Raw genomic sequence first — 24,196 nt, 5'->3', positions numbered from 1 at the left:
AAATCAGGCCACCGCCCGGTGTTTTTCGTACAGGAACTGCAGCACCTGCTGGCGGTACTGGTGGAACAGCGGATCGTTAGCCAGCGCCAGCCGCGATCGTGGCCGCGCCAGCTCCACCTGCAGGACTTCGCCGACTTTCGCCGCCGGTCCGTTGGTCATCATCATCACCCGGTCGGAGAGCAGCACCGCCTCATCGACGTCGTGGGTGATCAGCACGATGGTGGTGTTCAACCGCGCCTGAATCTCCATCACCGCGTCCTGCAGGTGGGCGCGGGTTAAGGCGTCGAGCGCGCCGAAGGGTTCATCCATCAGCAGCACCTTCGGCTTCATCGCCAGCGCGCGGGCGATGCCCACCCGCTGCTTCATGCCGCCCGAGATCTCGCCCGGGCGTTTGTCGGCGGCGTGCGCCATATGCACCAGCTCGAGGTTGTGATTAATCCAGTCGTGCATTTCGCTTTTGCTCATCGTGCCGCTGAACACCTGATTGACCGCCAGCGCCACGTTGTCGAAGCTGGTCAGCCACGGCAGCAGGGAGTGGTTCTGAAACACCACCCCACGCTCCGGGCCGGGGCCGGTAATTTCCTGGTTGTCGCACAGCAGCACGCCTTCCGTCGGGCGGCTCAGCCCGGCGATCAGGTTCAGCAGCGTGGATTTACCGCAGCCGGAGTGGCCGATCAGGCTGACCGTTTCGCCCTGCGCGATATCGAAGCTGACGTTGTCCAGCGCCAGGAACGGACCTTTAGCAGTCGGGAAACTCTGGCTGACGTTCTGCACGCGGATAATGGCTTTGTTATTCATCTCAGGCTCCTAACGGTTGTCGTAGCTGAAGCGGCGGGCAATGGCCATCAGCCCCTGCTCCAGCACCATGCCCACCGCCCCAATCAGCAGGATGGCGATGATGATGTTTTCCACGTTGAGGTTGTTCCACTCGTTCCAGATCCAGAAGCCGATGCCGACGCCGCCGGTGAGCATTTCGGCGGCAACGATCACCAGCCAGGCGATGCCAATCGACAGGCGCACGCCGGTAAGGATGTAGGGCAGCACGGCGGGGAACAGGATTTTGCGCATCACCGTGAATTCGCTGAGCTTCAGCACCCGCGCCACGTTGAGGTAGTCCTGCGGAATGCGCGTCACGCCTTCGGCGGTGTTGAGGATCATCGGCCAGATCGAGCAGATGAAGATGGTCCACGCCGAGGCCGGTTCGGCGCGCTGGAACAGCAGCAGGCCAATCGGCAGCCACGCCAGCGGGCTGACCGGGCGCAGCAGCGAGATAATCGGGTTAAGCATGCTGGCGATAAAGCTGAAGCGGCCAATCAGGAAACCGGCGGGAATGCCGACCAGCGCCGCCAGCCCGAAGCCCATGGCAACGCGCTTCAGCGAGGCCAGCACGTTCCAGCCGATACCCATGTCGTTAGGCCCGGCGACGTAAAACGGATCGGCGAAAATCACCTTCGCCGCTTCCCAGGTTTTTAGCGGGGTGGGAAATCCTTTACTGCCGATGGCGGCAATCTGCCAGAGGGCAATCAGCACGATGGCCCCCAGCAGCGCCGGAATCGCTTTTTGCAGCGCACCGCGCAGCATCGCGCGCAGCGATACGGATGACGTTTTGACCGCCGTCGCCGGGGGCGCAGCGTTCAGCGCGGCCGGGGCAATTGAGACAATTTCTGCGCTCGTCGCTTCGATCGGCACGACGGTTTTGGTTTTTACATTGACGGACATCGGCGGCCTCTCTTAGCGTTTCATGGCAAAACTGTTGGCATAGTCGGCAGGGTTGCTGCCGTCCCAGACTTTCCCGTCCATCAGCGTGCTGCTGCGCATCTCCCCGGACGGCAGGCTGATGCCGCCGACCGCGCTGGCCGCCTGTTTGTAGACGTCGGTGCGGTTGATTTTTTTCGCCACCGCCAGATAGTCCGGGTCGTGGTCCAGCAGGCCCCAGCGCCGGTGCTGGGTGAGGAACCACATGCCGTCGGAGAGGTACGGATAGTTGACAGCACCGTCGTTAAAGAAGCGCATGGCGTGGGCGTCCTGCCACTTTTTGCCCAGTCCGTTCTGGTAATCACCGAGCATCCGCCCCTGAATGGTTTCCACCGGGGTGTTGATGTACGCGCGGGCCGCCACCGTCTGGGCGGTTTCAATGCGGTTGGCGTCCGAGGTGTCAATCCAGCGCGAGGCGTCCAGCACGGCGGCGGTCAGCGCGCGGGCGGCATTCGGATTGGCATCGACCCAGGACGCGGTGGTGCCGAGAATTTTTTCCGGGTGATCCGGCCAGATTTCCTGCGTGGTGACGGCGGTGAAGCCGATATCGTCCTGAATGGCACGCTGGTTCCACGGTTCGCCCACGCAAAATCCACTCATGTTGCCGATTTTCATGTTCACCACCATCTGCGGCGGCGGCACCACCACGTTGCGCACGTCGTTAAACGGGTGGATACCGGCATTGGCCAGCCAGTAGTAGAGCCACATGGCGTGGGTGCCGGTCGGGAAGGTTTGCGCAAAGGTGTAGGTGCCTTTCGCGCTGGCATCGACCACCTTCTTCAGCGAGGCGGCATCGGCGACGCCCGCCTGCTTCAGCTGATTCGACAGGGTGATCGCCTGGCCGTTGTTGTTCAGCGTCATCAGCATCGCCATATCGTGCTGCGGGCCGGAGACGCCCATCTGCAGGCCGTACACCAGCCCGTAAAGCACGTGCGCGGCATCCAGCTCGCCGGACACCAGCTTGTCGCGTACCGACGCCCAGCTCGACTCCTTGCTGGGGATGATTTTGATGCCGTACTTCTCATCGAACTTTTTCACCGCCGCCATCACCACCGAGGCGCAGTCGGTCAGCGGAATAAAGCCGACGCGGATCTCTTTCTTCTCGGGGGCATCGGAACCGGCCGCCCAGACGCTGTTCATCAGGCCCGGCACCAGCAGGCTGCCGCCCAGCGCCGCACTGCCGGCGATAAAGCGGCGGCGGGAGAACTGCGCGGGCATTTTTTTATCTTGCGTCATTGCGGCTTCCTGTAATGTTGAAAAATGAGCAAAAAAAAAGCGTCCTGTCAGCGCTCAGTTTCCTGAACGCTGACGGACGCCTTTATCCGTAACTCTGACTAAACCGCCGTTGGCTTAGTCGTTATGGTTAATAACAATGCAGCTTGTATGCCAACTTCGCGCATCCGCGTAAAATCAGCCGCTTAGCCCGTTTCCCCTGCGCTGCCCGCGTTTCACTGCACCGCAACGGCACGTTCTGCACAGCGCAATGGCACACCAACAGTGCAGCTACTCCTTTAGTATTAGTTGCCTTTTTTACCCAATACCGCCGACATGGCGAGCATCGCTTCGGCCACGTCCGACAGTTTACGGTTCTGGTTCATCGCCATATCGCGCAGAATTTTATGCGCCTGCGGCTCGGTCATGCCGTGATGCTCCATCAGCAGCCCCTTGGCGCGCTCCACCAGCTTGCGCTCGGCCAGCGTGGCGCGCAGCCCGGTCAGCTCGGCGTCCAGCGCCTGCAGCTGGCGGGACTGCTGCTCGACCAGTTCCAGCACCGATCGGCTGAGCTGCGGCGGGATCAGCGCGGAATAGTGCGGCTCGGGCGGTGGGATCTCGCCGATGTCCTGCTGCTGCATCGCCAGCGAGGCCTGCGCGTCATCGATCCGCTGACGGCAGCAGGCCATCAGCACCTCTTCCAGAAGGTCTTCCACCCCTTTCATGCCGTCGATGCGCGCGGTGGTGACCTCAAACCAGCGCAGCGCGGTGTCGCCCTCATTGTCCGACGGTGTCGCACGGGTGCAGGCGATGCGCCGCAGGCGTTCAAACTCGCTGCTGTCGGCGGTCAGCTGCTGCTGCCACAGCGCCAGGCAGAGGGCATCGGCGAACTCGCTGAAGGTTTGAAAACAGCGCTCCTGGCCTTCGATCAGTTCCAGCAGCTGCTGTTGCGCCGCCTCATCAAAATGCCGGGCGGCGAATCCCGCCGCGCCCAGCGCCCGCTCCTGCCCGGCCAGCTCTTTACCCTGCATAAAGCTGAACATGGCGAGCAAAGCCCGCGATATGGGCGGGTCGCCGGAGATATCCGCCGCTTCAAATATCAGCGCCAGATGCGTGCGTATTGCGTCGCTGTACTGCCGCATGGCCTCCGGCTGGCCGATCGTCTGCGCCTGAACCTGGCGACGGAGCAGCGGCAGCGTGCTGAGGCTGTGCAGGACGGCGGCAATGCGGCTGAAGAGGCGCGGCGCGTTAGCCATGCTTTGCCCGCTGAGATCCAGCGCCTGCAGGCGCTCGCCAACCGCCCGTTCCGCCCGCTGCACCTGCTGCGCCCGCTCGCTGAGCCGTTCGGCCCAGAGTTCGCCGTGGGAGCACAGAAAGATATTGGCCGTGCCGCGTTCGCGCTGGAGCATGTGGATCAGCTGGCTGACCGCGCCGACCAGTCTGCCCATTTCCAGCAGCTGCTGCAGGCAGGTGATTTCACTTTTTTTGGAGGCGAGGACGAAGCTGAGTGCAGAAAGTGGCATAGGCGGGTCCGATAAGTCATGGTGATTGGTGTGATTAAGCAAGAAGCGTGCCGGGGGGAAGATGACATGGGTTTCCTGGAATGCTGGTTAGGCGGCTCGATAGAAACTCCGTGTTTCAGCGGACTGGTTGCTCCCCCGCTCGGGCGGGTCCTCGCGCCGCTACGCGGTCCCTTCACTGCGTTCGTCAGCCGGTCGGACCGCCAGAGACGGGCCGTCCATGGCCCGGCTCTGACTTTCCCCCGCGTCCATGCGGGTGAATCCTGGCTTCCTCGCTCCGTTCAGCGCTGTGGATTGCCCGCTCGGGGGAGCAACCAGTCTGCTTTTGACTTGGGAGTTGTCTGTGGGAAATTCCGGCCTTCTTGTTCCGTTCAGCGCTGTGAATTGCCCGCCCGGGGGTGCAACCATTCTGCTTTTGACTTGGGAGTTGTCTGTGGGGAATTCCGGCCTCCTTGTTCAGTTCAGCGCTGCGGATCGCTGGCCAGAGCGAGCAACCAGTCTGCTTTTGATTTGGGAGTTGTCTGTGGGAAATTCCGGCCTCCTTGTTCCGTTCAGCGCTGTGAATTGCCCGCCCGGGGGAGCAACCAGTCTGCTTTTGACTTGGGAGTTGTCTGTGGGGAATTCCGGCCTCCTTGTTCAGTTCAGCGCTGCGGATCGCCCGCCCGGGGGAACAACCAGTCTGCTTTTGATTTGGGAGTTGTCTGTGGGAAATTCCGGCCTCCTTGTTCCGTTCAGCGCTGTGAATTGCCCGCCCGGAGGTGCAACCATTCTGCTTTTGACTGGGGAGTTGTCTGTGGGGAATTTCGGCCTCCTTGTTCAGTTCAGCGCTGTGAATTGCCCGCTCGGGGGAGCAACCAGTCTGCTTTTGACTTGGGAGTTGTCTGTGGGTAAATCCTGGTTTTTGGGTTTCGTTCAGGAAGATAAGTCTGGATAGCAGTTTTGAGCTGGGTACGTGCATCTGCAACTTAGGTTGATTTGAATGAATGGACATCATTCTGTTTAAGCCAAAGTCAGTCCATGAACCGTTTCAACATTGGTTTTTTTGAAACAGCCTGCACAATGCAAGAAAGAGGGGCGGCCTCGGTGGCTGGCGGGTAATCCGCAGCGCCGAGGTGGAGGCATTACGCCAGGAGAAGGCAGCAGGGACGCTGCCATCAGGCCGGGCTTGAACAGGGATGTTCAATCCTGGCCGATCCGTCGGCGAAATGCCGGAACCGAGGGAACCGCATCGCGGCGCGAGGACCGGCCGCCAGCCACCGAGGCCGCCCCTTTTCCACAGTCTCCATCGCGATAAAAACGCCAAACTATCCAAAACACATTCCTCCATGACCCGGATCTGAATTTCACCCGCGTCCATGCGGGTGAATCCTGGCTTCATCGCTTCGTTAGCGCTGCGGATTGCCCGATCCAACCAGTCTGCTTTGAGTCAGGAGTTGTCTGTGGGAAATCCTGGCTTCATCGCTCCGTTGCTGGTTAGCGCCGGGAAGCCGGGTGGCTAAAAAAACAGCCGAGCTACACTTATAAATATTTGCAACCTGACGGGTAACTTATTGTGCGCGTACTTATCGTGATAACGCTTCTGGCGCTGGCGGCCTGGTGGAGCCTTCCCTGGTTGAAATCTCATCTTCCTCCACAGTGGAACCCCTTCATTCCGCTTGCGGTGACCGACCCGCCGGGCTGGATAACCCGCTATAAATTGCAGCAGCTAGAAGACGATCCGCAAGCCTGTCTGGCGGTGTTGCAGCGCGCCAGTGCGCAGGGACTGGTCAGTTTTCGTGAAGCGCCACTGCCCAAAGGAGAATGCACAATCTCGCAACCCATTCGCATCAGCAAATTTGGTCCGGTGTCACTCAGCAGCAGTTTTCTGGCGAGTTGTCCCATGGCCGTCGCCAGCACGATGTATGTCACACGTAGTCATCAATTATTGCAACAGTCGGAGGTAGCCAGCCCGCTGCGGCGTATTGAACATGTTGGGAGCTTTGCCTGTCGCAATATTTATCATCGTCAGCAGGGACGGCGCAGCGAACATGCCACCGCAGATGCCTGGGATATTACCGCTTTTCAACTGGCTGACGGGCGCTGGTTGCGGGTAGCGAAAAACTGGCAAGAGCCTGCCGAAGAGTCAGCAGCATTACATTTGCTCTGGCGCAATGGGTGTGCCAGCTTTGGTAATGCGCTGGGACCAGACTATAACGCGGCTCATGCTTCACATTTTCATCTTGGCATGCGCGGTAGCGGATTTTGTCGCTGACGTGTACGAGCCGGTCCGTCAGCGAAATGATGGAACCGAGAGCCTCCTCCCCGCCATTTCCATCGCGACAAAACAAGGCAAAAAAAAGCCGCCATCGTCCATCGATAGCGGCTAAATGGCCTCAAAAAGACCTTATTTCACACACACTCAAATCAGACTGTTACCTCTGACTCTTCCAGCTCGGCTAACTGCTCGCGCCACAGCGCCTGCTCAGGCTGGCCTTCTTTACGCTCGCCGTACAGCTGCGCAATCTGCGTACCGTCGGCGGCGTACAGCTCCAGACTGGTCACCACGCCGTCAACCGTCGGTTTACGGGTGATCCAGCTCTCTGCAATCTCGCTGTCGCGCAGGTGCAGCGTAAACTCTGGATTAAAAATATTCAGCCAGCCGCGCATCGGCTCAACGCGCGCCAGTGGACCGGTAAAGATCTGCACCGCGCCCCGGTTCGCCACAAACACCATGATCGGATTACCGTCCTGCTGCACGCGGTTGAGCAGTGCTTCAACGGCCTGATTATCGACCCGGCGGGCCAGATCGTCGCTGACGCTGTTAAACGCCTGCTGGCGGGAAAGACGATGGCGGTGCAGGATCATATAAAACTGATGCACGTCGGTCATTCCGCGCCACTCGTCTTCCAGCCGCGCGCTGTCCACTTCCGTGGCGAACGCCTGCTTCTGTGCGGCAACAACCGTCAGTTCCGGGTTTTCCTCGCGGGCAAACTGCGCTATCAACTGCTGCCACGCGGCCATATCGCTGTTTTCGGTGGTGTAGACTTTGTGGATAGCGTCACCCTGCGCATCGAAGAACTGCAGGCTGTGGCGCACGCCGCGCGGGGAGGATTCCTCCAGCACGAACGCGCTGTGCCACTGCTTGAGGAACAGGCGTAAATCGATGCCGCCGGGATTGAGGATCAGCCCCGCGTGTCCGTCCAGCTGCTGATTAACGTAGTGACCCACCTGCTCGTGCACCGCCCAGTCGTTACGCGTAATCGCCTTCAGCTCACCGACTGACGCCAGCGCGCCGAGCAGAGCTTTTGGCTCATCGACCAGACGGCGGGCATCGTAGCCCACGCGCGCAGCGGCAAGCTGAGCCTCGCTGGTTTCCAGCACCGCCGCCAGATCGCGGGCATAAAGCTGAGGGTGGTCCGCGCGGGCGGCAACATAGCGTGAATAAAGCGACTGCGACATGATGAGGTTCCTTACAGAATCGGGCATTTGCGCGCAGTATGATCGCCGCCCGCTCAGGGCCACAAGTAAAAACAGGCAACCTGAAAAGAACTTAATAATCCACGCCAGGGGGTGAACAGGCGAGTATCTACCTCAACCCGCAACAGTTAAGGATCGATGGTGGATTTCCCCCGGCGATGACCCGCCCCAGCATTAAATTTTGTTAAGGCACGCCATGCCGCCGAGCATTAGTGCAGAACGAAGCAAGGAGTTAACCAAACGACGTGGGGGAGAGTCAGAATCGAGCCATGGGCGAATCGGTTGTTGCTGGTTCGGCTTTTTTTTCGCGATGGGGATAGTGGAAAAGGGGCGGCCTCGGTGGCTGGCGGCCGGTCCTCGCGCCGCGATGCGGCTCCCTCGGTTCCGGCATTTCGCCGACGGATCGGCCGGGATTGAACATCCCTGTTCAAGCCCGGCCTGATGGCAGCATCCCTGCTACCTTCTCCTGGCGTAATGCCTCCACCTCGGCGCTGCGGATTACCCGCCAGCCACCGAGGCCGCCCCTCTTTCTTGCATTGTTCGGGCTGTTAGAAGGCGCCAGTCAGTGGAAACCCTGAGTTTCTGTTAAGCGGCCGGCAAACGTTAATCCCCCTTTAATTGCTCTGAATGCCAGCAAAAAACATTCACACTGAATATGACTCCTAAGAAATAAACCGGCGCTAAAAGCAACCTGACAACCCCAGTGTTCAAATCATCCGCCAGCGTGGCATAAAGCACGAAAGCCATGTTTCCTCCACAGACAACACCTGAGTAAAAAGCGGACTGGTTGCTCCCCCGAGCGGGCAATCCGCAGCGCTGAACGGAGCGAGGAGGCCAGGATTCACCCGCATGGACGCGGGTGAAAGTCAGAGCCGGGCCATGGAAGGCCCGTCTCTGGCGGTCCGACAGGCTGACGAACGCAGTGAGGGAACCGCGCAGCGGCGCGAGGACCAGCCCGAGCGGGGGAACAACCAGTCAGCTAATACGCCGTGCTATCAGGAAAGTCCGTCTCTGACGGTCCGACCGGCTGACGAACGCAGTGAGGGAACCGCGCAGCGGCGCGAGGACCGCCCGAGCGGGGGAACAACCAGTCAGCTGATACGCCGTGCTATCAGGAAAGTCCGTCTCTGACGGTCCGACCGGCTGACGAACGCAGTGAGGGAACTGCGTAGCGGCGCGAGGACCAGCCCGAGCGGGGGAGCAACCAGTCAGCTGGAACACGGAGCTTCTATTGAGCAGCCCGATCGGGCGAACAGCCAGTCGGCTGAAACGCCACCCCCAATCAATCGATTGTAATCAAAAAATAAATATCGTATAACAACCGCCTCCGAGGGGTGTCCTGTAACGGGCTGAGATGGCAGCAATGCCGAACCCTTTGAACCTGATCTGGGTCATGCCAGCGAAGGGACGGGTTGGCAAACACAGATCGGTATTTGCCTCTTCACACCGCCGCCGCACCCCGGATCTCCACCACGATTTTGGAGATCTTATGCCTGCTTCAATGTTCGAATTCGGTCTGTTTGGTCGCCTGCGCCAGGATGCGGGACAGCACTGGGAACACTACGTTGCCCACCCGTTCCTGCAACAGCTCGGTGCCGGAACGCTGCCGGAAGCCGCCTTCCGCCGCTACCTGACCCAGGACTATCTGTTCCTCGTCCACTTCGCCCGCGCCTACGCCCTGCTGGTCACCAAATTCCACACCCTGCCGGAAATCCGCGCCGCCGCCGGATCGCTGAATAACATCGTCGCCGAACTGCCGCTGCACGTCGGCTACTGCGCCGGCTGGGGGCTGAACGAAGAACAGATGGCGCGCGAGCCGGAAGCCACTGAAACCATCAATTACACCCGCTACGTGCTGGACATCGGCCACTCTGGCGATGCGCTGGAACTGCTGGCCGCCCTGCTGCCCTGCGTGGCGGGCTATGCGGAAGTTGGCCTGCGCCTGCTGGCCGATCCGGCCACGGTGATGGCGGATAATCCTTACGCCTCATGGATGCAGAACTACAGCGACCAGGGCTATCTGGACGGTGTGAAAGCGGCGATTGAGCTGCTCGACCGCGTGGGCCAGCAGCGCGGTGCCGACGCCCGCTTTGAACGGCTGAGCGAAATCTTTACCACCGCCACCCGGCTGGAAGGCGCCTTCTGGCAGATGGGCCTGAACGCCGTCGAAAAACCGGTAAACGCGTGGTGAACGGCGTGGATCCCCGCCCCGCCATCGAAATCCGCGACCTGACCCTGCGCTTCGGCAGCCGGGTGATCTTCGAGCGGCTGAACTTCAGCATTGAGGGCGGCACCTTCGTCGCCATGCTCGGGGCCAGCGGCGCGGGTAAAACCAGCCTGCTGAAGATTATCGCCGGGCTGGCGCAGGCTACCTCCGGCACGGTCACGGCCAGCGACGGCCTGCCGGTGCCGGGGCGCATTGCCTATATGGGCCAGCGGGATCTGCTTTATCCGTGGCTGACGGTGCGGGAAAACATCACCCTCGGGCCTCGCCTGCGCGGGGAAAAAGCCGACCGCGACTGGGCGGAACATCTGCTGGCGCGCGTTGGGCTGAGCGGCCACGGCGACGATCGCCCCGCCGCGCTCTCCGGCGGCATGCGCCAGCGGGCGGCGATTGCCCGCACGCTGTACGAGCGCCGGCCGATTGTGCTGATGGATGAACCGTTTTCGGCGCTGGATGCCATCACCCGCGCCACCATCCAGACCCTGGCCGCCGAGCTGCTGGCCGATCACACCGTGCTGCTGATCACCCATGACCCGATGGAGGCCTGCCGCCTCAGCCACCGGCTGCTGGTGCTTTCGCCGCATCCGGCCGGTATTGATGACAGTCATCATATCGGCGGCCTGCCGCCGCGCGCGCCGGATGATGTCGACCTGTTGAAAAGCCAGGCCGAGCTGCTGCAACAGCTGGTGAGGGCCGCAGAATGAACCATCAACAGGACGGCCGCCTGGCAAAATGGGGGCGCGGGCTGACGGTGTTTATCGGCCTGGTGCTGCTGTGGTGGCTGGCAACGCTGAGCGATATTCCGGCGTTTCTGCTGCCGACGCCCGCCGCCGTGGCGCAGGCGCTGTGGGAGGGGCGGGGTTTTCTGGCGTACCACTCGCTGGTCACCGCTTCCGAAGTGGTCAGCGGCCTGCTGCTGGGCGTGCTGCTCGGCGCACTGCTGGCGTTGAGCATGGTGTTTTCCCCGCGCCTGCAGCGCTGGCTGATGCCGCTGGTGCTGACCAGCCAGGCGATCCCGGTGTTTGCCCTCGCGCCGCTGCTGGTGCTGTGGTTCGGCTTCGGCATGAGCGCCAAGGTGGCGATGGCGGTGCTGGTGATCTTCTTCCCGGTCACCTCGGCCTTCTTCGACGGCCTGCGCCGGGTGAATAACGACTACCTCGATCTCGCCCGCACCATGGGGGCTTCGCCGTGGGCGCTGCTGCGGCACGTGCGGCTGATGGCGGCGCTGCCCGCCTTCGGCACCGGCCTGCGCATGGCGGCAGCCGTGGCGCCGATTGGGGCGATTATCGGTGAATGGGTCGGCTCGGCCGAAGGGCTGGGCTACCTGATGCTCAACGCCAATGCGCGGATGCAGACCGACCAGCTGTTTGCCGCGCTGTTTATTTTAATTCTGATGACGGTGCTGCTCTGGGTAGCCGTCGATAGCCTGCTGCGCCGCCTGATTAACTGGGCGGCGGAATAACGACCTGCAAACGACATAACAAGGAATAACAGCAAAATGAAAAAGAACCTCTGCGCCCTGCTGCTGGGTACGGCCATCGCGGGCCACGCCGCCGCTGCGGAAAACGTCACGCTGATGCTGGACTGGTACGTGAACCCGGACCACGCGCCGATTATCGTTGCTGAACAGATTGGCGCGTTTAAAGCCGAAGGGCTGGACGTGAAGATCGTGCCGCCGTCCGATCCTTCCCTGCCCCCGCGCCTGGTGGCCGCGAAGAAAGCCGATCTCGCCATTACATATCAGCCGCAGCTGCACTTCTTCGCCGATCAGGGCTTACCGCTGGTGCGCGTCGGCACCCTGATCAACACGCCGCTGAACACGGTGATGACGCTGGATAAAAACATTCAGTCACCGGCCGATCTGAAGGGCAAAAAGGTCGGTTTCTCGGTCACCGGCATTGAAGAGGCGACGCTGGGCACCATGCTCAAGCATGAGGGAATTTCCTCTGGCGATATTACTCCGGTTAACGTCAACTTCCAGCTGACCGGCGCACTGCTGGCGGGCCAGGTGGACGCGGTGATCGGCGGCTATCGCAATATCGAAGCGCTGGAGCTGCAGATTCAGGGCAAGGATCCAAAGGTGTTCAACGTAGAAGATTACGGCGTCCCGGCCTATGACGAGCTGGTGATAGTCGCCAATCACGATGACGTGAAGAAACCGAAAATTGCCAAATTCCTCGCCGCGCTGAAGAAGGGGAACGACTACCTGCAGGCGCATCCGCAGGAAACGTGGAAGGCGTTTGCCAGCAGCCACCCGGAGCTGAACACCGAGCTTAACCGCCAGGCGTGGCAGAAATCGCTGCCGCTGTTCGCCCGCGATCCGGCGCATCTGGACACCGCCCGCTACCAGGCCTACGAACAGTTCCTGTTTGATAATAAGCTGATTAAGAAAATCACCCCGGTGGCAGACTACGCGGTGGAGATTAAATAATCCGCTGCTGAATGCGAATCATGACTCGATATAGATAATGATAAGCATTATCATATAATTCACTTATCGCATTGCAGAGGTGGATTGTATGGATCGGACAGCGGAAACGCTCACCGCCGACTGTTGCATCGTCGGCGGTGGTCCTGCCGGATTGATGCTCGGTTACCTGCTGGCCCGGGCCGGCGTTCAGGTTGTGGTTCTGGAGAAGCACGCCGACTTTTTACGCGATTTTCGCGGCGACACCATTCACCCTTCCACCCTGCAGATCATGCACCACCTCGGGCTGCTTGAGGATCTGCTGAAGCTGCCCCACCAGCGCGCTGAAAAGCTGCAGGCCGAGGTCGGCGGTGAAGAGGTGACGCTGGCCAACTTCACCCGCCTGCCGGTGAAGTGCAAATTTATCGCCTTTATGCCGCAGTGGGACTTTCTGAATTTTCTCGCCGAACGCGCCAGCGCGCTGCCCGGCTTTACCCTTTTGCAATCCTGCGCCTTTGACGACCTGATTACTGTCGATGGCCGGGTATGCGGCGTGCGCGCCATCGCCGACGGCCAGTCGCGTGAAATTCGTGCCCGGCTGGTGGTCGGCTGCGACGGGCGCCACTCAAAGGTGCGGGAAAAAGCGCAGCTGAGCGGGCAATCGTTCGGCGCACCGCGCGACGTGGTCTGGTTCCGCCTGGATAAACGTGAAGACGATCCGCAGTGGGGCATGGGCCATAAGGGGCCAAAGCAGAACTTTATTATGATCGATCGCGGCAGCTTCTGGCAGTGCGGCTATTCCATCACCAAGGGGCAGTTTGGCGAGTTGGAGGCCGCAGGCATTGACGCCTTTAAACAGCAGGTCGCCACCGTTTCGCCTTTCCCCGCCGACCGGCTGGCGGAGCTGGACCGCTGGGACCGGCTGCGGCTGCTGGAGATCCGCATTGACCGGCTCGACAGCTGGGCAAAAGAGGGTTTGCTGTGCATCGGCGATGCGGCGCACGCCATGTCGCCGATCGGCGGCGTGGGGGTGAATCTGGCGATCCAGGACGCGGTGGCTACCGCCAATCTGCTGACCCGTCCGCTGCTAAATGGCGAGGTCAGCCTGCGCCAGCTGAATAAGGTGCAGCGCCGCCGCCAGTTCCCGACCTGCGCCACCCAGTTTATTCAGATTAAAATGAGCGGCAAAAAACGCGAGCCGGGCCAGACCAGCCCGCTGCCGCGTATCGTGAAGCGCTACCGCTTCCTGCCCTACGTTTTCGGCTGGATGATTGGCCTGGGCTTTCGCCGCGAAACGCCACGGCGGACCGGGAAGGCCTGACCGAATTACCCGGCTAGAAGCTGTACTCCAGCTTCAGGCTGGCGTCGTTGCGGTTGTAGGAGTAGATCCAGTCGGCGTTGCTTTTCACCCGGTTGTGGCGCAGCGTCAGGCTGGGAACAAATCCGGCCAGCTCCCAGCGCGGCGCGCGCAGGACCAGGGTGTAGTTCTGCTCCTGGTCGCGGCGGCGCACTTCAATCAGCGGGTTGTACAGCTCATAGTCACGCTGGCGGTATGAGGCGGAAAGCGTGCCGTCAAACCCGGCATCAAAGCGCAGCGAGGCCCCCAGCCGCACGCCCTTCTGCTGATATTCCGCCGTCGGGTCTTCCGCGTGGCTGTTGACGAAATCCAGCCCGCCAAACACCGTCCAGCCCGGCGTCAGCTCGCGGTACCAGGTTCCGTAGAGCGACTGCTGCGCGCCGTCAAAGTTGCGGGCATAGTCGGCGCGGCGATACTGCATATCCTTATAGTCCGCCTCCAGCTTCACCAGCGAGGCGGACGACAGCATATAGCTCCACTCGCCGTGAACGCCGGGCGCGCCGTACATCGCATCGTTGCCCCACTCGTAATATTCGAACGACGGGGCCAGCATCAGCTGCTGGCGGGCATCGCGATAGCTGTAGCCGCCCTGTAACGTCACGGTGGTTTCGTTAAATTCACCGTGGTTGCGATACTGCGTGCCGTACAGCAGCGAGCGCAGATACACGCCGTGATGCCCTTTTATCGCCAGCCGGCGCTGTACGCTGAAGTCGAAATCGGTGCCGGTGGCTTTTAACGCCTCCGGCAGTGCGCGCTCGTAGTAGCAAAAACCGGTGCTGTCGCTGATCAGACAGGTGCGGCTGGCCGAGGTGCGGTTGACGTTGTCGCTCCAGCTCGGGCCGAAGGAGAACGAGCCGTTCCAGTCGCTGCGTTTTTCCAGCGCCTGCTGGTAGGCACCAATGGTTTTGCGCACGCCGGCGGTTTGCGGATCGCGGGCGTCGATAATCGCCAGCGCATCGGCAAAGGCCTCTTTCGCTTCACGCTCCTGCGCATCGTCAAACAGCGTTCTCGCCAGCTCCAGCCTGCCGAGAATAAAGTCCGGCTGCTGTGCCAGCAGCTTGCGAAATTCGGCGATAGCGGTGTCGTTATCGCCCACCACCCGCGCCAGTATCCCGCGGGCGTAGTGCTCCAGCAGCGGATCGCGATCCGCCAGGGTAAGGTACTCCTGCAGGAAACGGTTGGCCGCCTGCCACTGCTGATGCTGCAGTGAAAGATACAGCGCCTGGCCCAGCGCGCTGGCGGTGTGATCCACCTGATAGGTCTGGCCGTCAATGGTCAGCGTGGGCCGCTGGTCACGCGTCGTTTCGTCTTTCAGTATTTCGCGCTCGCGTTCGGCCCCCTGGCGCTCAATGCTCATTTCGAGCATGCGCCGTGTATCTTCACGCTCCTGCGCCACCGCCGTGACGGTAACGGTGGCCAGCAGCAGCGCAGTCAGGCTGAGTGCGGCGCGGCGCGGTGTAAGGTAGCGGGCAACGGGTAACTGAACGGTCGGCATAGATCATGATCCCTGAGGCAAACGGTGCCGCTCAAAACGGGCTGAGCGGACGCAAAAAAGAGCAAAGACCAGCGGCCTTTGCTCCCGGGAAGGCAGTGAATCAGGCCATCAGCGTCGTTCCCGCTGTGGGTGTGATCCCTGCATATAAGGTGGTGAGATTCGCCACCGGATTAGTTCTTGGTACCGCCGAATGCGGTATCTTTGTTGCGGTCAGCAAACTTAACGATACCTGCCACTGCGCTGGCGCCGGTGCCGAAGAATTTACCGTCCAGCGTGCCGCCGGTGCCGGAAGCACTTACCACGCCTACGCTGCTTGCTGCCAGACGCACATCGGTACCCACGGTGCTGATGGTACCGCCGGTGAAGTTGATGTCACCGGAAGAGCTGGCCACTTTGGTATTGAAGTTGGCGGTCAGCGTACTGGTTGGCAGGGTGCCGCTGTACTGATTGATGGACTTGATGGCGTAGCTTACCGGTGCAGCCGTTGGCAGCGTGGTGGCTACGTTACCGTTTTCACCCGCATAGAACACGGTGTGGGTACCGGCAGTTTTCGTCCCCACGGTCCCTGAAGCCGCTTCACCATCCCATTCGCCGAACCAGACGTCCTGAGTACCGACCTTAGCGAAAGACCATACGCCCAGTTTGCTGTGGTCCGGACCAGGGCCTGCAGGGCCAGGTGCGCCGTCAGCCACCATTTCGCGGCCGCTGAAGTGGAATGCCCCACTCGCATCCTGATAGGTCGGTGAAGCAAAGTGAGTGAAGGTGGCTTTAGCACCATACAGCTGACCGTCAACGCCGGCCGCCGCAGCCGGGGTAGCTGTCGTTGTTTGACCAACGCGAATGCCACCCGTTTCGGTATAGCTTTGATTCGTGACGACTGCGGCCTGAGCCACACCGGCTGCACCGAACAGAGCAAGAGCAAGTACTGATTTCTTCATAATCTGGTTCATTTCATTTTTCCTGAAAAGCATAGGTTAAAGGTGAAAATACATTGAATGAAAAAGCAAATGATTATCATTACTATCTATAAGTACATTCCTCCCTGACGACGGGAGGATTTACTGCTTACTCGGACTACTTACAACGGGTACTACGGTTACTGCTTAACTTAATTAGCGTAATAGTGCTCGACCAGGGCACGAACGCGGGCAAACGCCTGCTGCGCGCCGGCAATCGCGCGAGCTTCCCCGGCCTCGTCCAGCGGCAGCTGGTCCAGCGCCGCGGTAAAGGTGCGCCAGTGGCGGCCTCGCCCTTCCGGTGCGCCGGCCAGATGGCGCGCACCAAACTCGCCGGACAGGCCCAGCTTCTCCGCCTGTTTGATCAGGAAACCGGCACCGATATTTGAACCCTCCGCCACGTACAGCCAGCCCAGTGCGCTGGCGATATCCGGGATTTCCGCCGTGCTGAATGCCTGGGTACCTTCCGGCTGCGGCAGTTCCTGCCCAAGGTCGGCCAGATCCTGGCCAATCAGCGGGAAGCGGCGGCGCCCGGCTAAATCAGGCAGCAGCGGCTCCAGCAGCGCAGATTCGTACAGCGCATCGATCTCCCGATGAAACTGGTACTGCACCTTCACAAACAGGCCGTAGCGTTCGCGGCTGGCAAACGGATCGCCCGCCATAATTCGCCGATCCAGACTCTCATGGCTGCTGGTGGTTGCCGCCTTCAGCCGCTGCGCGCGGGTCAGTACGTCAGGCTGGGTGCTCACATCGCTCATTATTTTTCTCCCGTGCGCCTGCTCTGCGGCAGGCGGCATTGGTTTAACATCAGAATTTCAGGGTTACGCCACCGCGCACGGTACGACCTGGCGCTGGAATCGGAATGGTGTTCAGCGCATCGACGTAATAGCGATCGGTCAGGTTATCCACAGACAGATCGAAAGTAGCGTTCTGGTTCAATTTGTAGCTGGCGTAGAGGTCGACCAGGGTATATGGCTTCCAGTTGGACGGCGCGATGGAGTACATGCCTGAAACCTGCCCGAGCCCTTCGTCCGCGCCCAGCCCCTCAACAAAACGGCTGCCGATGTAGCTAATACGCGTTCCCACCGTCAGATCGCTATCCAGGAACCGCGACCCCAGATTTACCGTGACGGTATCTTTTGGTGGAACCTGCTGCTGCGCAAAGCTGTTGTAGAGTCCACCCGGTGCACAGCGGCTGGCTGATGGATGTATCACGCCGTCTTTGGCGCAGAACATAATGTCGGTGTAGTGATTCCACGCCACGCTTCCGAACACCCGACCGCTGTCATACTGTGCGGACAGCTCAATGCCACGCATTTCCGCATACTCCAGATTCATGCGGCCCAGCTGATAGTTTTCCCGTCCACTGGCCGTGTAGCGTTTGATGTTGCCGCGCGTGATGTAGTTGTCGATGTGGTTACTGAACCAGGCACCGTGGAAGCGTAGCTTATCATCCGGCAGGAAAACGCCATCCATCAGATAGTTAACGCCGAATTCAAGGCTTTTGTTGCGTTCAGGAGCCACCGGATTATCCGCAGTGGGTACCGAGAATGACGGGCCGGTGATCGATTCAAAGATGCTGGGTGAACGCAGTACGCTGCCGTATTTTCCGTAGGCCTGGAAGCCATCCAGAGGCTCTACCATCAGGCTGAAGATCGGCGACCAGCCGTGATCTTTGCGGGTAAACGGCGATTCAAGCGACGGGCTGCGGTCAAAGCTTTCAAAGGTGGAATAGCGCAGATTTCCGCTCAGGGTCACCCAGTCCAGCGGCTTCACTTCAAGGGTGCTGAAACCGCTGTACTCTTTGCGCCAGCCAAAACGCGATCCGGACATGGTCTCTTCATCCACACCGTCCGGCAGTCCCACGTTTTCACGGGTAAATGAACCGCCGTACTGCCAGGTCACATCGGCCATGTCGCTGTAGAAACGTGAGGTATTCGACGCGTTGCCGCCCCAGCGGTTCGACGCCAGCCAGAAGTACTGTGGATACAGGGTGCCGCTGCTGTTAAACACCGAATTAACCCGGTTATCTACATCGGAATAGAAAGTATCAACTTTGATATCAATCAGATTGCTGTCTTCCGGTTTCCAGCTGTAGCGACCGGTCCACGTCGCCAGGTCGATGGTACTCAGCAGTCCCTGATAGGGTTGCGAATTGAAGTAGCTCATCAGCTGTGAACCGAGAATGTTGCCGTAGCGGCTCAGATAGCGCGAATAGCCCAGCTCAAACTTCTGGTTGTCCTGGAAGCGGAAGGTGCTTTTCAGCAACCATGACTCCGTATCGCGCGAGGTGTTTAATACCTCCTCGCCTGCGCGATAGGGCGTCAGCGGGCTGCCGTCTGTGACATTGACCTCACCGAACGGCCCGGTTGGATCCGAAATCACCGCGTGAGCATCGTCCCCACCGCGTTTACCGGCAAAGTAGTTGCCGTTGTAACGCTGGGCGTAGGCGGCCACCACGTCCACCGCATCGGTGGTGCCGGCGATGGCGATGCTGCCGGATCCGCCGGTCGGCTTCAGCGCCGACGGACGGTTCACCCCGCTGGAATCACCAAAGCCGCTCGGGAACTCATCCCAGCTGTAATAGGTGCCGAGGTTGGTCAGGCCACCGGTAGTGCCCGGCGACGGCGCGCTGCGGCTGTTGGTGTTAAAGTTTCCCTTCAGGCGCACGCCAAAATCGTGGCCCGGCAGCAGGATATCCTTCACGCCGATGGTGCTCATGCGCACAATCCCGCCGACCGCGCCGGTGGAATCGGCCCCCATGCTGGCCCCTTTTTCAATATCAACCGAGCCGATAAAGTCCGGGTCGATATAGGTGCGCGCCGTGGAGCCGTTATAGCCCTGATAGACGGTGGTTTCCTGGCTGGCGCCGTCAACCAGCACCGGTACGCGCCCCTGCCCCTGCAGGCCGCGAATGTTAACATCCACCGCGCCGGAGTTGCGGCCGTCACCGTTCAGTACTCCCGGGATACCCGATAAAAAATCACCCACAGAGGTGCCGCTAAAACGCTCAACCTGCTCGGCGGAGAGGTGGGCGCGAGAGCTGGCCCCCTGCCAGGGCGCATCGGCCGGGTCGCTGCCCGCACGGCTGGTAACGGTGATGGTGCCCAGCAGCAGCGAGTCGTCCGTCGCCGAGGCAGACGCAGACGTACTGGCCGCGGCACCGCCGTTCACCAGCGTCACGCTGTCGCTGTTTACAAACTGATACGAAAGCCCGGAGCCTTGTAAAATGCGGCCCAGCGCCGCTTCCGCAGAGACGGCACCCTTGACGCCCACCGACTGTTTACCTGCGGCGAATTCCGGTGGATAGCTGACCTGCACGCCGGACTGGCGGCCAAACTCGGCGATAGCGCCGGAGAGGGAACCGGCCGGGATATTGAAGGAGACTGGCGAAGTTTGCGCAAACGCACCCTGCTGCATCGACATCAGCGCCAGAGAGATCGCGCTGGTACGGAACACGGCTGCCATCAGCCACTTTTTGCCGTTGCGCGATTTCGCGCGTTTGCACTTCACAGACTTCATTTTGACCCCGCAGGCGTTATTAATCAGTACGCTGGCTTTGCGGATTCGCATCCGAGCCAGTTCTTACTTAATAAAACGAACGGGAGTCGAAAATTTTCTTAAAAATTTGAACTTTTTTTTCAGACTGCGGAAATAATGGTCAGCCAGGGGGTAATTTCACGCACTTTTCCGGCATAGGGCTGGATCACCGCCGCCAGCGCGCGCTGAGGATGGGCGAGGTTGTACACGCCGCTGATACGCTGTTCGCCCAGCTCGCGGCTGGCGATCAGCACTTTCCCCGGCACCCAGCGGGAAATGCGTGCCACCACGGCGGCGACGGTTTCGCTTTCCGCCACCAGCATACCGCTGCGCCAGGAGGCGAACTGCTGCGGATTGCGGGTGCCGCGCTCCACCAGACCGCCGTCGCGGTCCAGCGACAGCCAGCTGCCGGCGGTAACGGATTCATTCAGCGACAGCGACAGGCCGGGAGTGGCGACGTCGACCGCCCCCTGCTCTACGGCAACGGTCAGCAGTTCGGCATCACGACTGAGGTCAAAGGCCCCTTTCTGCGTCACCACCTGCATGCCTTCCACCACCGCATTAAACGGCCGACGGGCGTCGTCGGCGACGTTGAGCCACGCCATGCCGCTCAGCAGTTCAATGCGGCGTTCATCGGCGGTGAAGCGGGAGGCAATGGCGCTGTTGGGGCCAAGGATAATTTCCGATCCGTCCTCCAGCGGGATTTGCTGGATTTCGCCGGTGGAGGTTAAATGACTGGCTTTCATCTGTAACAGCATGCCGGGTGCCAGCGCCAGGCCGCTAGCGGCAGCCGCCACGGCAACGGAACCGCCCAGCACAAAGCGGCGGCGAGAAATCCCGACCGGCTGCGGCTCGGACTGGCTGCGGGCCTGAACCACCCTGCCGGTCATGCCGTGCAGATGGACGGCTTCTGCCCATACTGCCTCATGCTCTTTGCCGCGTGCGCGCCAGCGTTCGGCCAGTTCGCGCGCGGCCGGATTCCCCGGATCGCCGTGCAGACGAATGATCAGGTCGAAGGCTTCTTCAAACAGCTTTTCGTGTTGCGACATTTTCTCAGTCATTATTGGCAAATTCCGGCAGCCTGGCGGCGACGGGAAGAAAAGGTAATTCAGATTATAGGGAATTACACGCGCTGTCGCTGTGCAAAGTCATTAGTGCTTCGCATCATCATCCAGGGTGGTGCGTAAATGCTGGTAGGCGCGGCGGATCAGCGTCCAGGTGTGGGACACCGATAAATCCAGCTCCTGTGCCACCTCAGCAATGGTCATATCCCCTAAGCGATAAAGCTCAAAGGCGCGCCGGGTCTGATCCGGCAGCGCCGTCAGCCCACGGTCAAGCACCGCCAGCTGCTGACGATCGGAGGTGACCCGCTCCGGATCCGGCGATTCATCCGGCAGCTCGCAGTAGGCCTCTTCCGACAGATAATCGATCGAGGCAATTTTCTCGCGGCGATACAGATCCACCGACAGGCTGCGCGCCACCATATGCAGATAGGCACGTGGATTATCGTCCCGTTTGGGCGCTGCGGAACCTAAAATACGCAGAAACACATCCTGGGTTAAATCCGCAGCCACGTCGGGGCCGTGCCCGCGCTTCTGCAAAAAACGTTGAATTTCCTGAGCATGCTTATTAAACAGGCTTTTCAGGTTCCACATCAACCAAACCTCGCAGTAACACTCTGGATAACAGCGATCTTTACTGCAGTGCTGTGTTTCCCAGCAGGGATGGCCGCTAAAAGCCTGTGCGGCCAAATATGTAAAACGTGAACGTTTATCCGGCAAAAGCGCAGTGGGCAAGGCCATATCGCTATTGGCTGGCAGCAACGTCAACGAAGTGTGTTTAGAATATATAAAATTTGAAACAGATGGTAATGATTTTCATTTGTATTTTTATTAAGATTTTCGATATCAAACCCTGATTTTTACGGGGATTTAACACATTGCGAGGAAGGTGAATACCCGCCGGTTTCCCGGCGGGTTAAGGTACTGAGGATTACTCTTCTTCGATTGATGACAGCAGCGCGTTCTGAATAATGCGCTGGGCCTGCATCGCATCCTGCCGCGACTGCGCTTCCTGCAGCGCCGGAATATCCAGCTTATCCAGCGCGCGGTAGATGTGCTTGAGGAAGCGAATCGACAGGCGTGCCGCTTCAACGTTGTCTTCGCGGAACGGGAACTGATCCAGCTGCCAGACGCCGTCCCAGTTGTTGATCTTCAGCACGTAAAAGAACTCGAAGATCTCCGTCATATGCACGGTACCCACCACCAGGTCATCGTCCCAGCCGCGCAGGTTGTCGTTAACGTCCATACCGAACAGACGGCCGCGATCGATGATCAGCTGAGCGGAGTCCGCCGGGGATTCGCCGCCGAACAGCGCGTGGCCGAAGTCCAGCAGGATGCCGACGTTGTCCAGGCCGATTTCATCGATGCCCAGCAGGGTACGCGCCGCCGAATCCCAGGTCATTTTCACGCGCGGTTCACGCGGCTTGTATTCGATAGCAAATTTGACGTCCGGGTTGGCCGCCGCCAGCTCGCGCATGCCGTCTACCGCCAGCTTCCACAGCTGCTTGTGATCCACCTGGAACGGATAGTCCCAGCCGTCCTGGCCCGGCCAGACTTTCACGTAGCTGGCACCCAGCTCACGCACCACGTCGGCCGCTTCGTTCATCAGCTTGAGCGCATCCGCACGCGCCACCGGGTCCGGGTTGGTAAAGGCCCCGCGCGACCACTTACGCAGGTAAATCTCCGGGGTGATGCCGATCGCTTTCAGTCCGGCATCGGCCAGCGCCTCTTTTACCTGGCTGATGGTGACGCCCGGCGAGAAGGGATACGGTACGTCCACGTAGGAGAGATCGCCGACCTCTTTTGCCGCTTTGATCTGCTCCAGGGTGCTGAGCGCCGGGCCGTAGCCGTCTACCGCGTAACGGTCAACGTAGTTCGCAAAATGCCAGAGACCGGCGCCAAATTTCGGGTAGTTGTAGGTTGTCATATCGGGTCTTCTCCATGCTGAATATCACGCAGCCGGGGCTGCAAGGTTGTCAATTTCTCTGCCGGACGACTGCGGATTAACCTGCCGCCGGGGGGTGAATACGTGGGCCAGCATCAGGCCGCCCCGGGTAAAACGTGGGCGACAGTCGGGTCACCCGGGGTAAACTTCGGCACGGATCAGGCAGCCCGGCTGGTTCCGGCCTCCACCAGCAGCGCCTTCTGCGCCACCACCGCCGCCTTCTGCTGCATGCGGCTCTGCATCTGATCGATGATGACCGCAATGATGATCACGATGCCCTTAATCACCATCTGCCAGAATTCGCTGACGCCCATCATGATCAGCCCGTCGGCGAGGAAGCCGATAACAAACGCGCCGATCAGCGTGCCGAGGATGGTGCCGCGCCCGCCGGCCAGCGAAGTGCCGCCCAGCACCACCGCGGCGATAGCGTTCATTTCAAAGGCGGTGCCGTTTGCCGGATGGGCGGCCACCAGCTGGGAAGACACCACGATGCCGGCAATCGCCGCGCACAGCCCGGAGATGGCATAAACGCAGATTTTCACGCGTTTCACCCGCACGCCGGAGAGTTCGGCGGCGCGTTCGTTATCGCCGATGGCGTAAACCTGGCGGCCAAACGGCAGCCGGCGGGCAACGTAGGCAATCACCAGCGCCAGCAGCACCATCATCCAGATAGCCCACGGCAGGCCGAGGAAATAGCCGGATCCGATTTTGTCGAAGCCGGTATTGCCAAGCTGCGGGTTGCCCTGCAGCCCGGGGAACGTTTCGCCCCCCGAGGTGAGCATCGCCGCCCCGCGCAGGATATACATGGTGCCCAGCGTGCAGATAAACGGTGCCACGTTATAGCGGGTGATGATCCAGCCGTTGGCCGCACCGATCAGCCCGCCGATCAGCAGCACCAGCGGCACCACCACCCAGACGCTGGGGAAAATCGCGATGCCGAAGGCGGGCAGCACGATGCCTTTGGTAATCAGCCAGCCCGCAATCATCCCGCACAGCCCCAGCGTGGCGCCGATCGACAGATCAATGCCGGCGGTAATAATCACAAAGGTGATGCCCAGCGCCAGGAAGGCGTTGATGGCGATGTGTTTAATCATGATCACCATGCTGCCGACGGCGAGGAAGTCCGGCACGGTGATGGCGAAGAATCCGACGATCAAAATCAGAGCAATAAAGGTGCGCATTTTTAACAGCAGCAGGATCATTCCCTCCCGCGAGTTAAAGGCGTTGATCGCAGGCGCCGACTGCGCTTTCCCGGTAAGATGTGTCAT

At 60.4% G+C, this 24,196-nt stretch carries 19 protein-coding genes and 1 riboswitch; of the genes, 6 read left to right on the top strand and 13 right to left on the bottom strand.

Annotated elements, in window-relative coordinates:
• Positions 1 to 3: 3 nt before the first annotated feature.
• The 4 genes from PGH32_RS05455 to PGH32_RS05440 all read right to left on the bottom strand — a co-directional run bounded on the left by PGH32_RS05455 (position 4) and on the right by PGH32_RS05440 (position 4,490).
• Positions 4 to 798 (bottom strand): ABC transporter ATP-binding protein, encoded by a 795-nt coding sequence (locus PGH32_RS05455; protein WP_123330644.1) that lies wholly within the window; start codon positions 796 to 798, stop codon positions 4 to 6.
• Positions 799 to 807: 9 nt separating this feature from the next.
• Positions 808 to 1,719, bottom strand: coding sequence for a nitrate ABC transporter permease (ntrB, locus tag PGH32_RS05450; RefSeq protein WP_337893416.1), 912 nt, complete (start codon positions 1,717 to 1,719; stop codon positions 808 to 810).
• A 12-nt stretch (positions 1,720 to 1,731) separates the two neighbouring features.
• On the bottom strand, positions 1,732 to 2,991 hold the full coding sequence (locus tag PGH32_RS05445) for a CmpA/NrtA family ABC transporter substrate-binding protein (protein ID WP_337893415.1): 1,260 nt from the start codon (positions 2,989 to 2,991) through the stop codon (positions 1,732 to 1,734).
• A 281-nt stretch (positions 2,992 to 3,272) separates the two neighbouring features.
• A complete protein-coding gene (locus PGH32_RS05440) occupies positions 3,273 to 4,490 on the bottom strand; it encodes a nitrate- and nitrite sensing domain-containing protein (RefSeq protein ID WP_337893414.1) in 1,218 nt (405 codons plus the stop codon).
• A 1,549-nt stretch (positions 4,491 to 6,039) separates the two neighbouring features.
• Between PGH32_RS05440 and PGH32_RS05435 the strand changes: the two genes are divergently transcribed.
• Complete coding sequence (locus PGH32_RS05435; protein ID WP_314422226.1) at positions 6,040 to 6,738, top strand: extensin-like domain-containing protein; 699 nt, start codon at positions 6,040 to 6,042, stop codon at positions 6,736 to 6,738.
• A 152-nt stretch (positions 6,739 to 6,890) separates the two neighbouring features.
• On the opposite strand, the gene PGH32_RS05430 is transcribed toward PGH32_RS05435, so the two are convergent.
• Positions 6,891 to 7,925 (bottom strand): hemin-degrading factor, encoded by a 1,035-nt coding sequence (locus PGH32_RS05430; protein ID WP_337893413.1) that lies wholly within the window; start codon positions 7,923 to 7,925, stop codon positions 6,891 to 6,893.
• Between the two features lie 1,338 nt (positions 7,926 to 9,263).
• Positions 9,264 to 9,368: riboswitch (TPP riboswitch) on the top strand.
• Positions 9,369 to 9,432: 64 nt separating this feature from the next.
• On the opposite strand from PGH32_RS05430, the gene tenA reads away from it, so the two are divergent.
• The 5 genes from tenA (at position 9,433) to PGH32_RS05405 (ending at position 13,895) form a co-directional block, all read left to right on the top strand.
• Complete coding sequence (gene tenA / locus PGH32_RS05425) at positions 9,433 to 10,134, top strand: thiaminase II (protein WP_314422238.1); 702 nt, start codon at positions 9,433 to 9,435, stop codon at positions 10,132 to 10,134.
• Positions 10,135 to 10,139: 5 nt separating this feature from the next.
• Positions 10,140 to 10,871 (top strand): ABC transporter ATP-binding protein, encoded by a 732-nt coding sequence (locus tag PGH32_RS05420; protein WP_443112738.1) that lies wholly within the window; start codon positions 10,140 to 10,142, stop codon positions 10,869 to 10,871.
• A complete protein-coding gene (locus PGH32_RS05415; RefSeq protein ID WP_314422243.1) occupies positions 10,868 to 11,629 on the top strand; it encodes an ABC transporter permease in 762 nt (253 codons plus the stop codon). Before PGH32_RS05420 ends, PGH32_RS05415 begins: the two co-directional genes overlap by 4 nt.
• Before the next feature lie 36 nt (positions 11,630 to 11,665).
• On the top strand, positions 11,666 to 12,598 hold the full coding sequence (locus PGH32_RS05410; RefSeq protein ID WP_337893411.1) for an ABC transporter substrate-binding protein: 933 nt from the start codon (positions 11,666 to 11,668) through the stop codon (positions 12,596 to 12,598).
• 88 nt (positions 12,599 to 12,686) lie between these two features.
• Positions 12,687 to 13,895 carry an FAD-dependent oxidoreductase gene (locus PGH32_RS05405; protein WP_337893410.1) on the top strand — a complete coding sequence of 403 codons (1,209 nt, stop codon included), beginning with the start codon at positions 12,687 to 12,689 and terminating at the stop codon, positions 13,893 to 13,895.
• Between the two features lie 13 nt (positions 13,896 to 13,908).
• Here the strand turns inward: PGH32_RS05405 and PGH32_RS05400 are convergent, their stop codons facing one another.
• The 8 genes from PGH32_RS05400 to PGH32_RS05365 form a co-directional block, all read right to left on the bottom strand.
• Positions 13,909 to 15,426, bottom strand: coding sequence for a surface lipoprotein assembly modifier (locus PGH32_RS05400; protein WP_337893409.1), 1,518 nt, complete (start codon positions 15,424 to 15,426; stop codon positions 13,909 to 13,911).
• 170 nt (positions 15,427 to 15,596) lie between these two features.
• Positions 15,597 to 16,376, bottom strand: a complete 780-nt coding sequence (locus PGH32_RS05395) for a Slam-dependent surface lipoprotein (protein ID WP_314422261.1) — start codon at positions 16,374 to 16,376, stop codon at positions 15,597 to 15,599.
• Positions 16,377 to 16,534: 158 nt separating this feature from the next.
• Positions 16,535 to 17,140, bottom strand: a complete 606-nt coding sequence (locus PGH32_RS05390) for a biliverdin-producing heme oxygenase (protein WP_314422264.1) — start codon at positions 17,138 to 17,140, stop codon at positions 16,535 to 16,537.
• Positions 17,141 to 17,189: 49 nt separating this feature from the next.
• Complete coding sequence (locus PGH32_RS05385; protein ID WP_337893408.1) at positions 17,190 to 19,904, bottom strand: TonB-dependent receptor; 2,715 nt, start codon at positions 19,902 to 19,904, stop codon at positions 17,190 to 17,192.
• A gap of 119 nt (positions 19,905 to 20,023) precedes the next feature.
• Positions 20,024 to 20,971 (bottom strand): FecR family protein, encoded by a 948-nt coding sequence (locus tag PGH32_RS05380; protein ID WP_337893407.1) that lies wholly within the window; start codon positions 20,969 to 20,971, stop codon positions 20,024 to 20,026.
• Positions 20,972 to 21,073: 102 nt separating this feature from the next.
• Complete coding sequence (locus PGH32_RS05375) at positions 21,074 to 21,577, bottom strand: RNA polymerase sigma factor (RefSeq protein ID WP_123330670.1); 504 nt, start codon at positions 21,575 to 21,577, stop codon at positions 21,074 to 21,076.
• Positions 21,578 to 21,914: 337 nt separating this feature from the next.
• Positions 21,915 to 22,910 carry a sugar phosphate isomerase/epimerase family protein gene (locus PGH32_RS05370; RefSeq protein ID WP_314422279.1) on the bottom strand — a complete coding sequence of 332 codons (996 nt, stop codon included), beginning with the start codon at positions 22,908 to 22,910 and terminating at the stop codon, positions 21,915 to 21,917.
• A gap of 176 nt (positions 22,911 to 23,086) precedes the next feature.
• Entirely contained in the window at positions 23,087 to 24,196 is a 1,110-nt protein-coding gene (locus PGH32_RS05365) for an ABC transporter permease (RefSeq protein ID WP_314422285.1), read from the bottom strand.

It is taken from the genome of Erwinia sp. SLM-02 (assembly GCF_037450285.1).
Lineage (GTDB): Bacteria > Pseudomonadota > Gammaproteobacteria > Enterobacterales > Enterobacteriaceae > Erwinia.
Note: the sequence above shows the minus strand (reverse complement) of the source record. Positions and strands in the feature narration are given on the sequence as shown.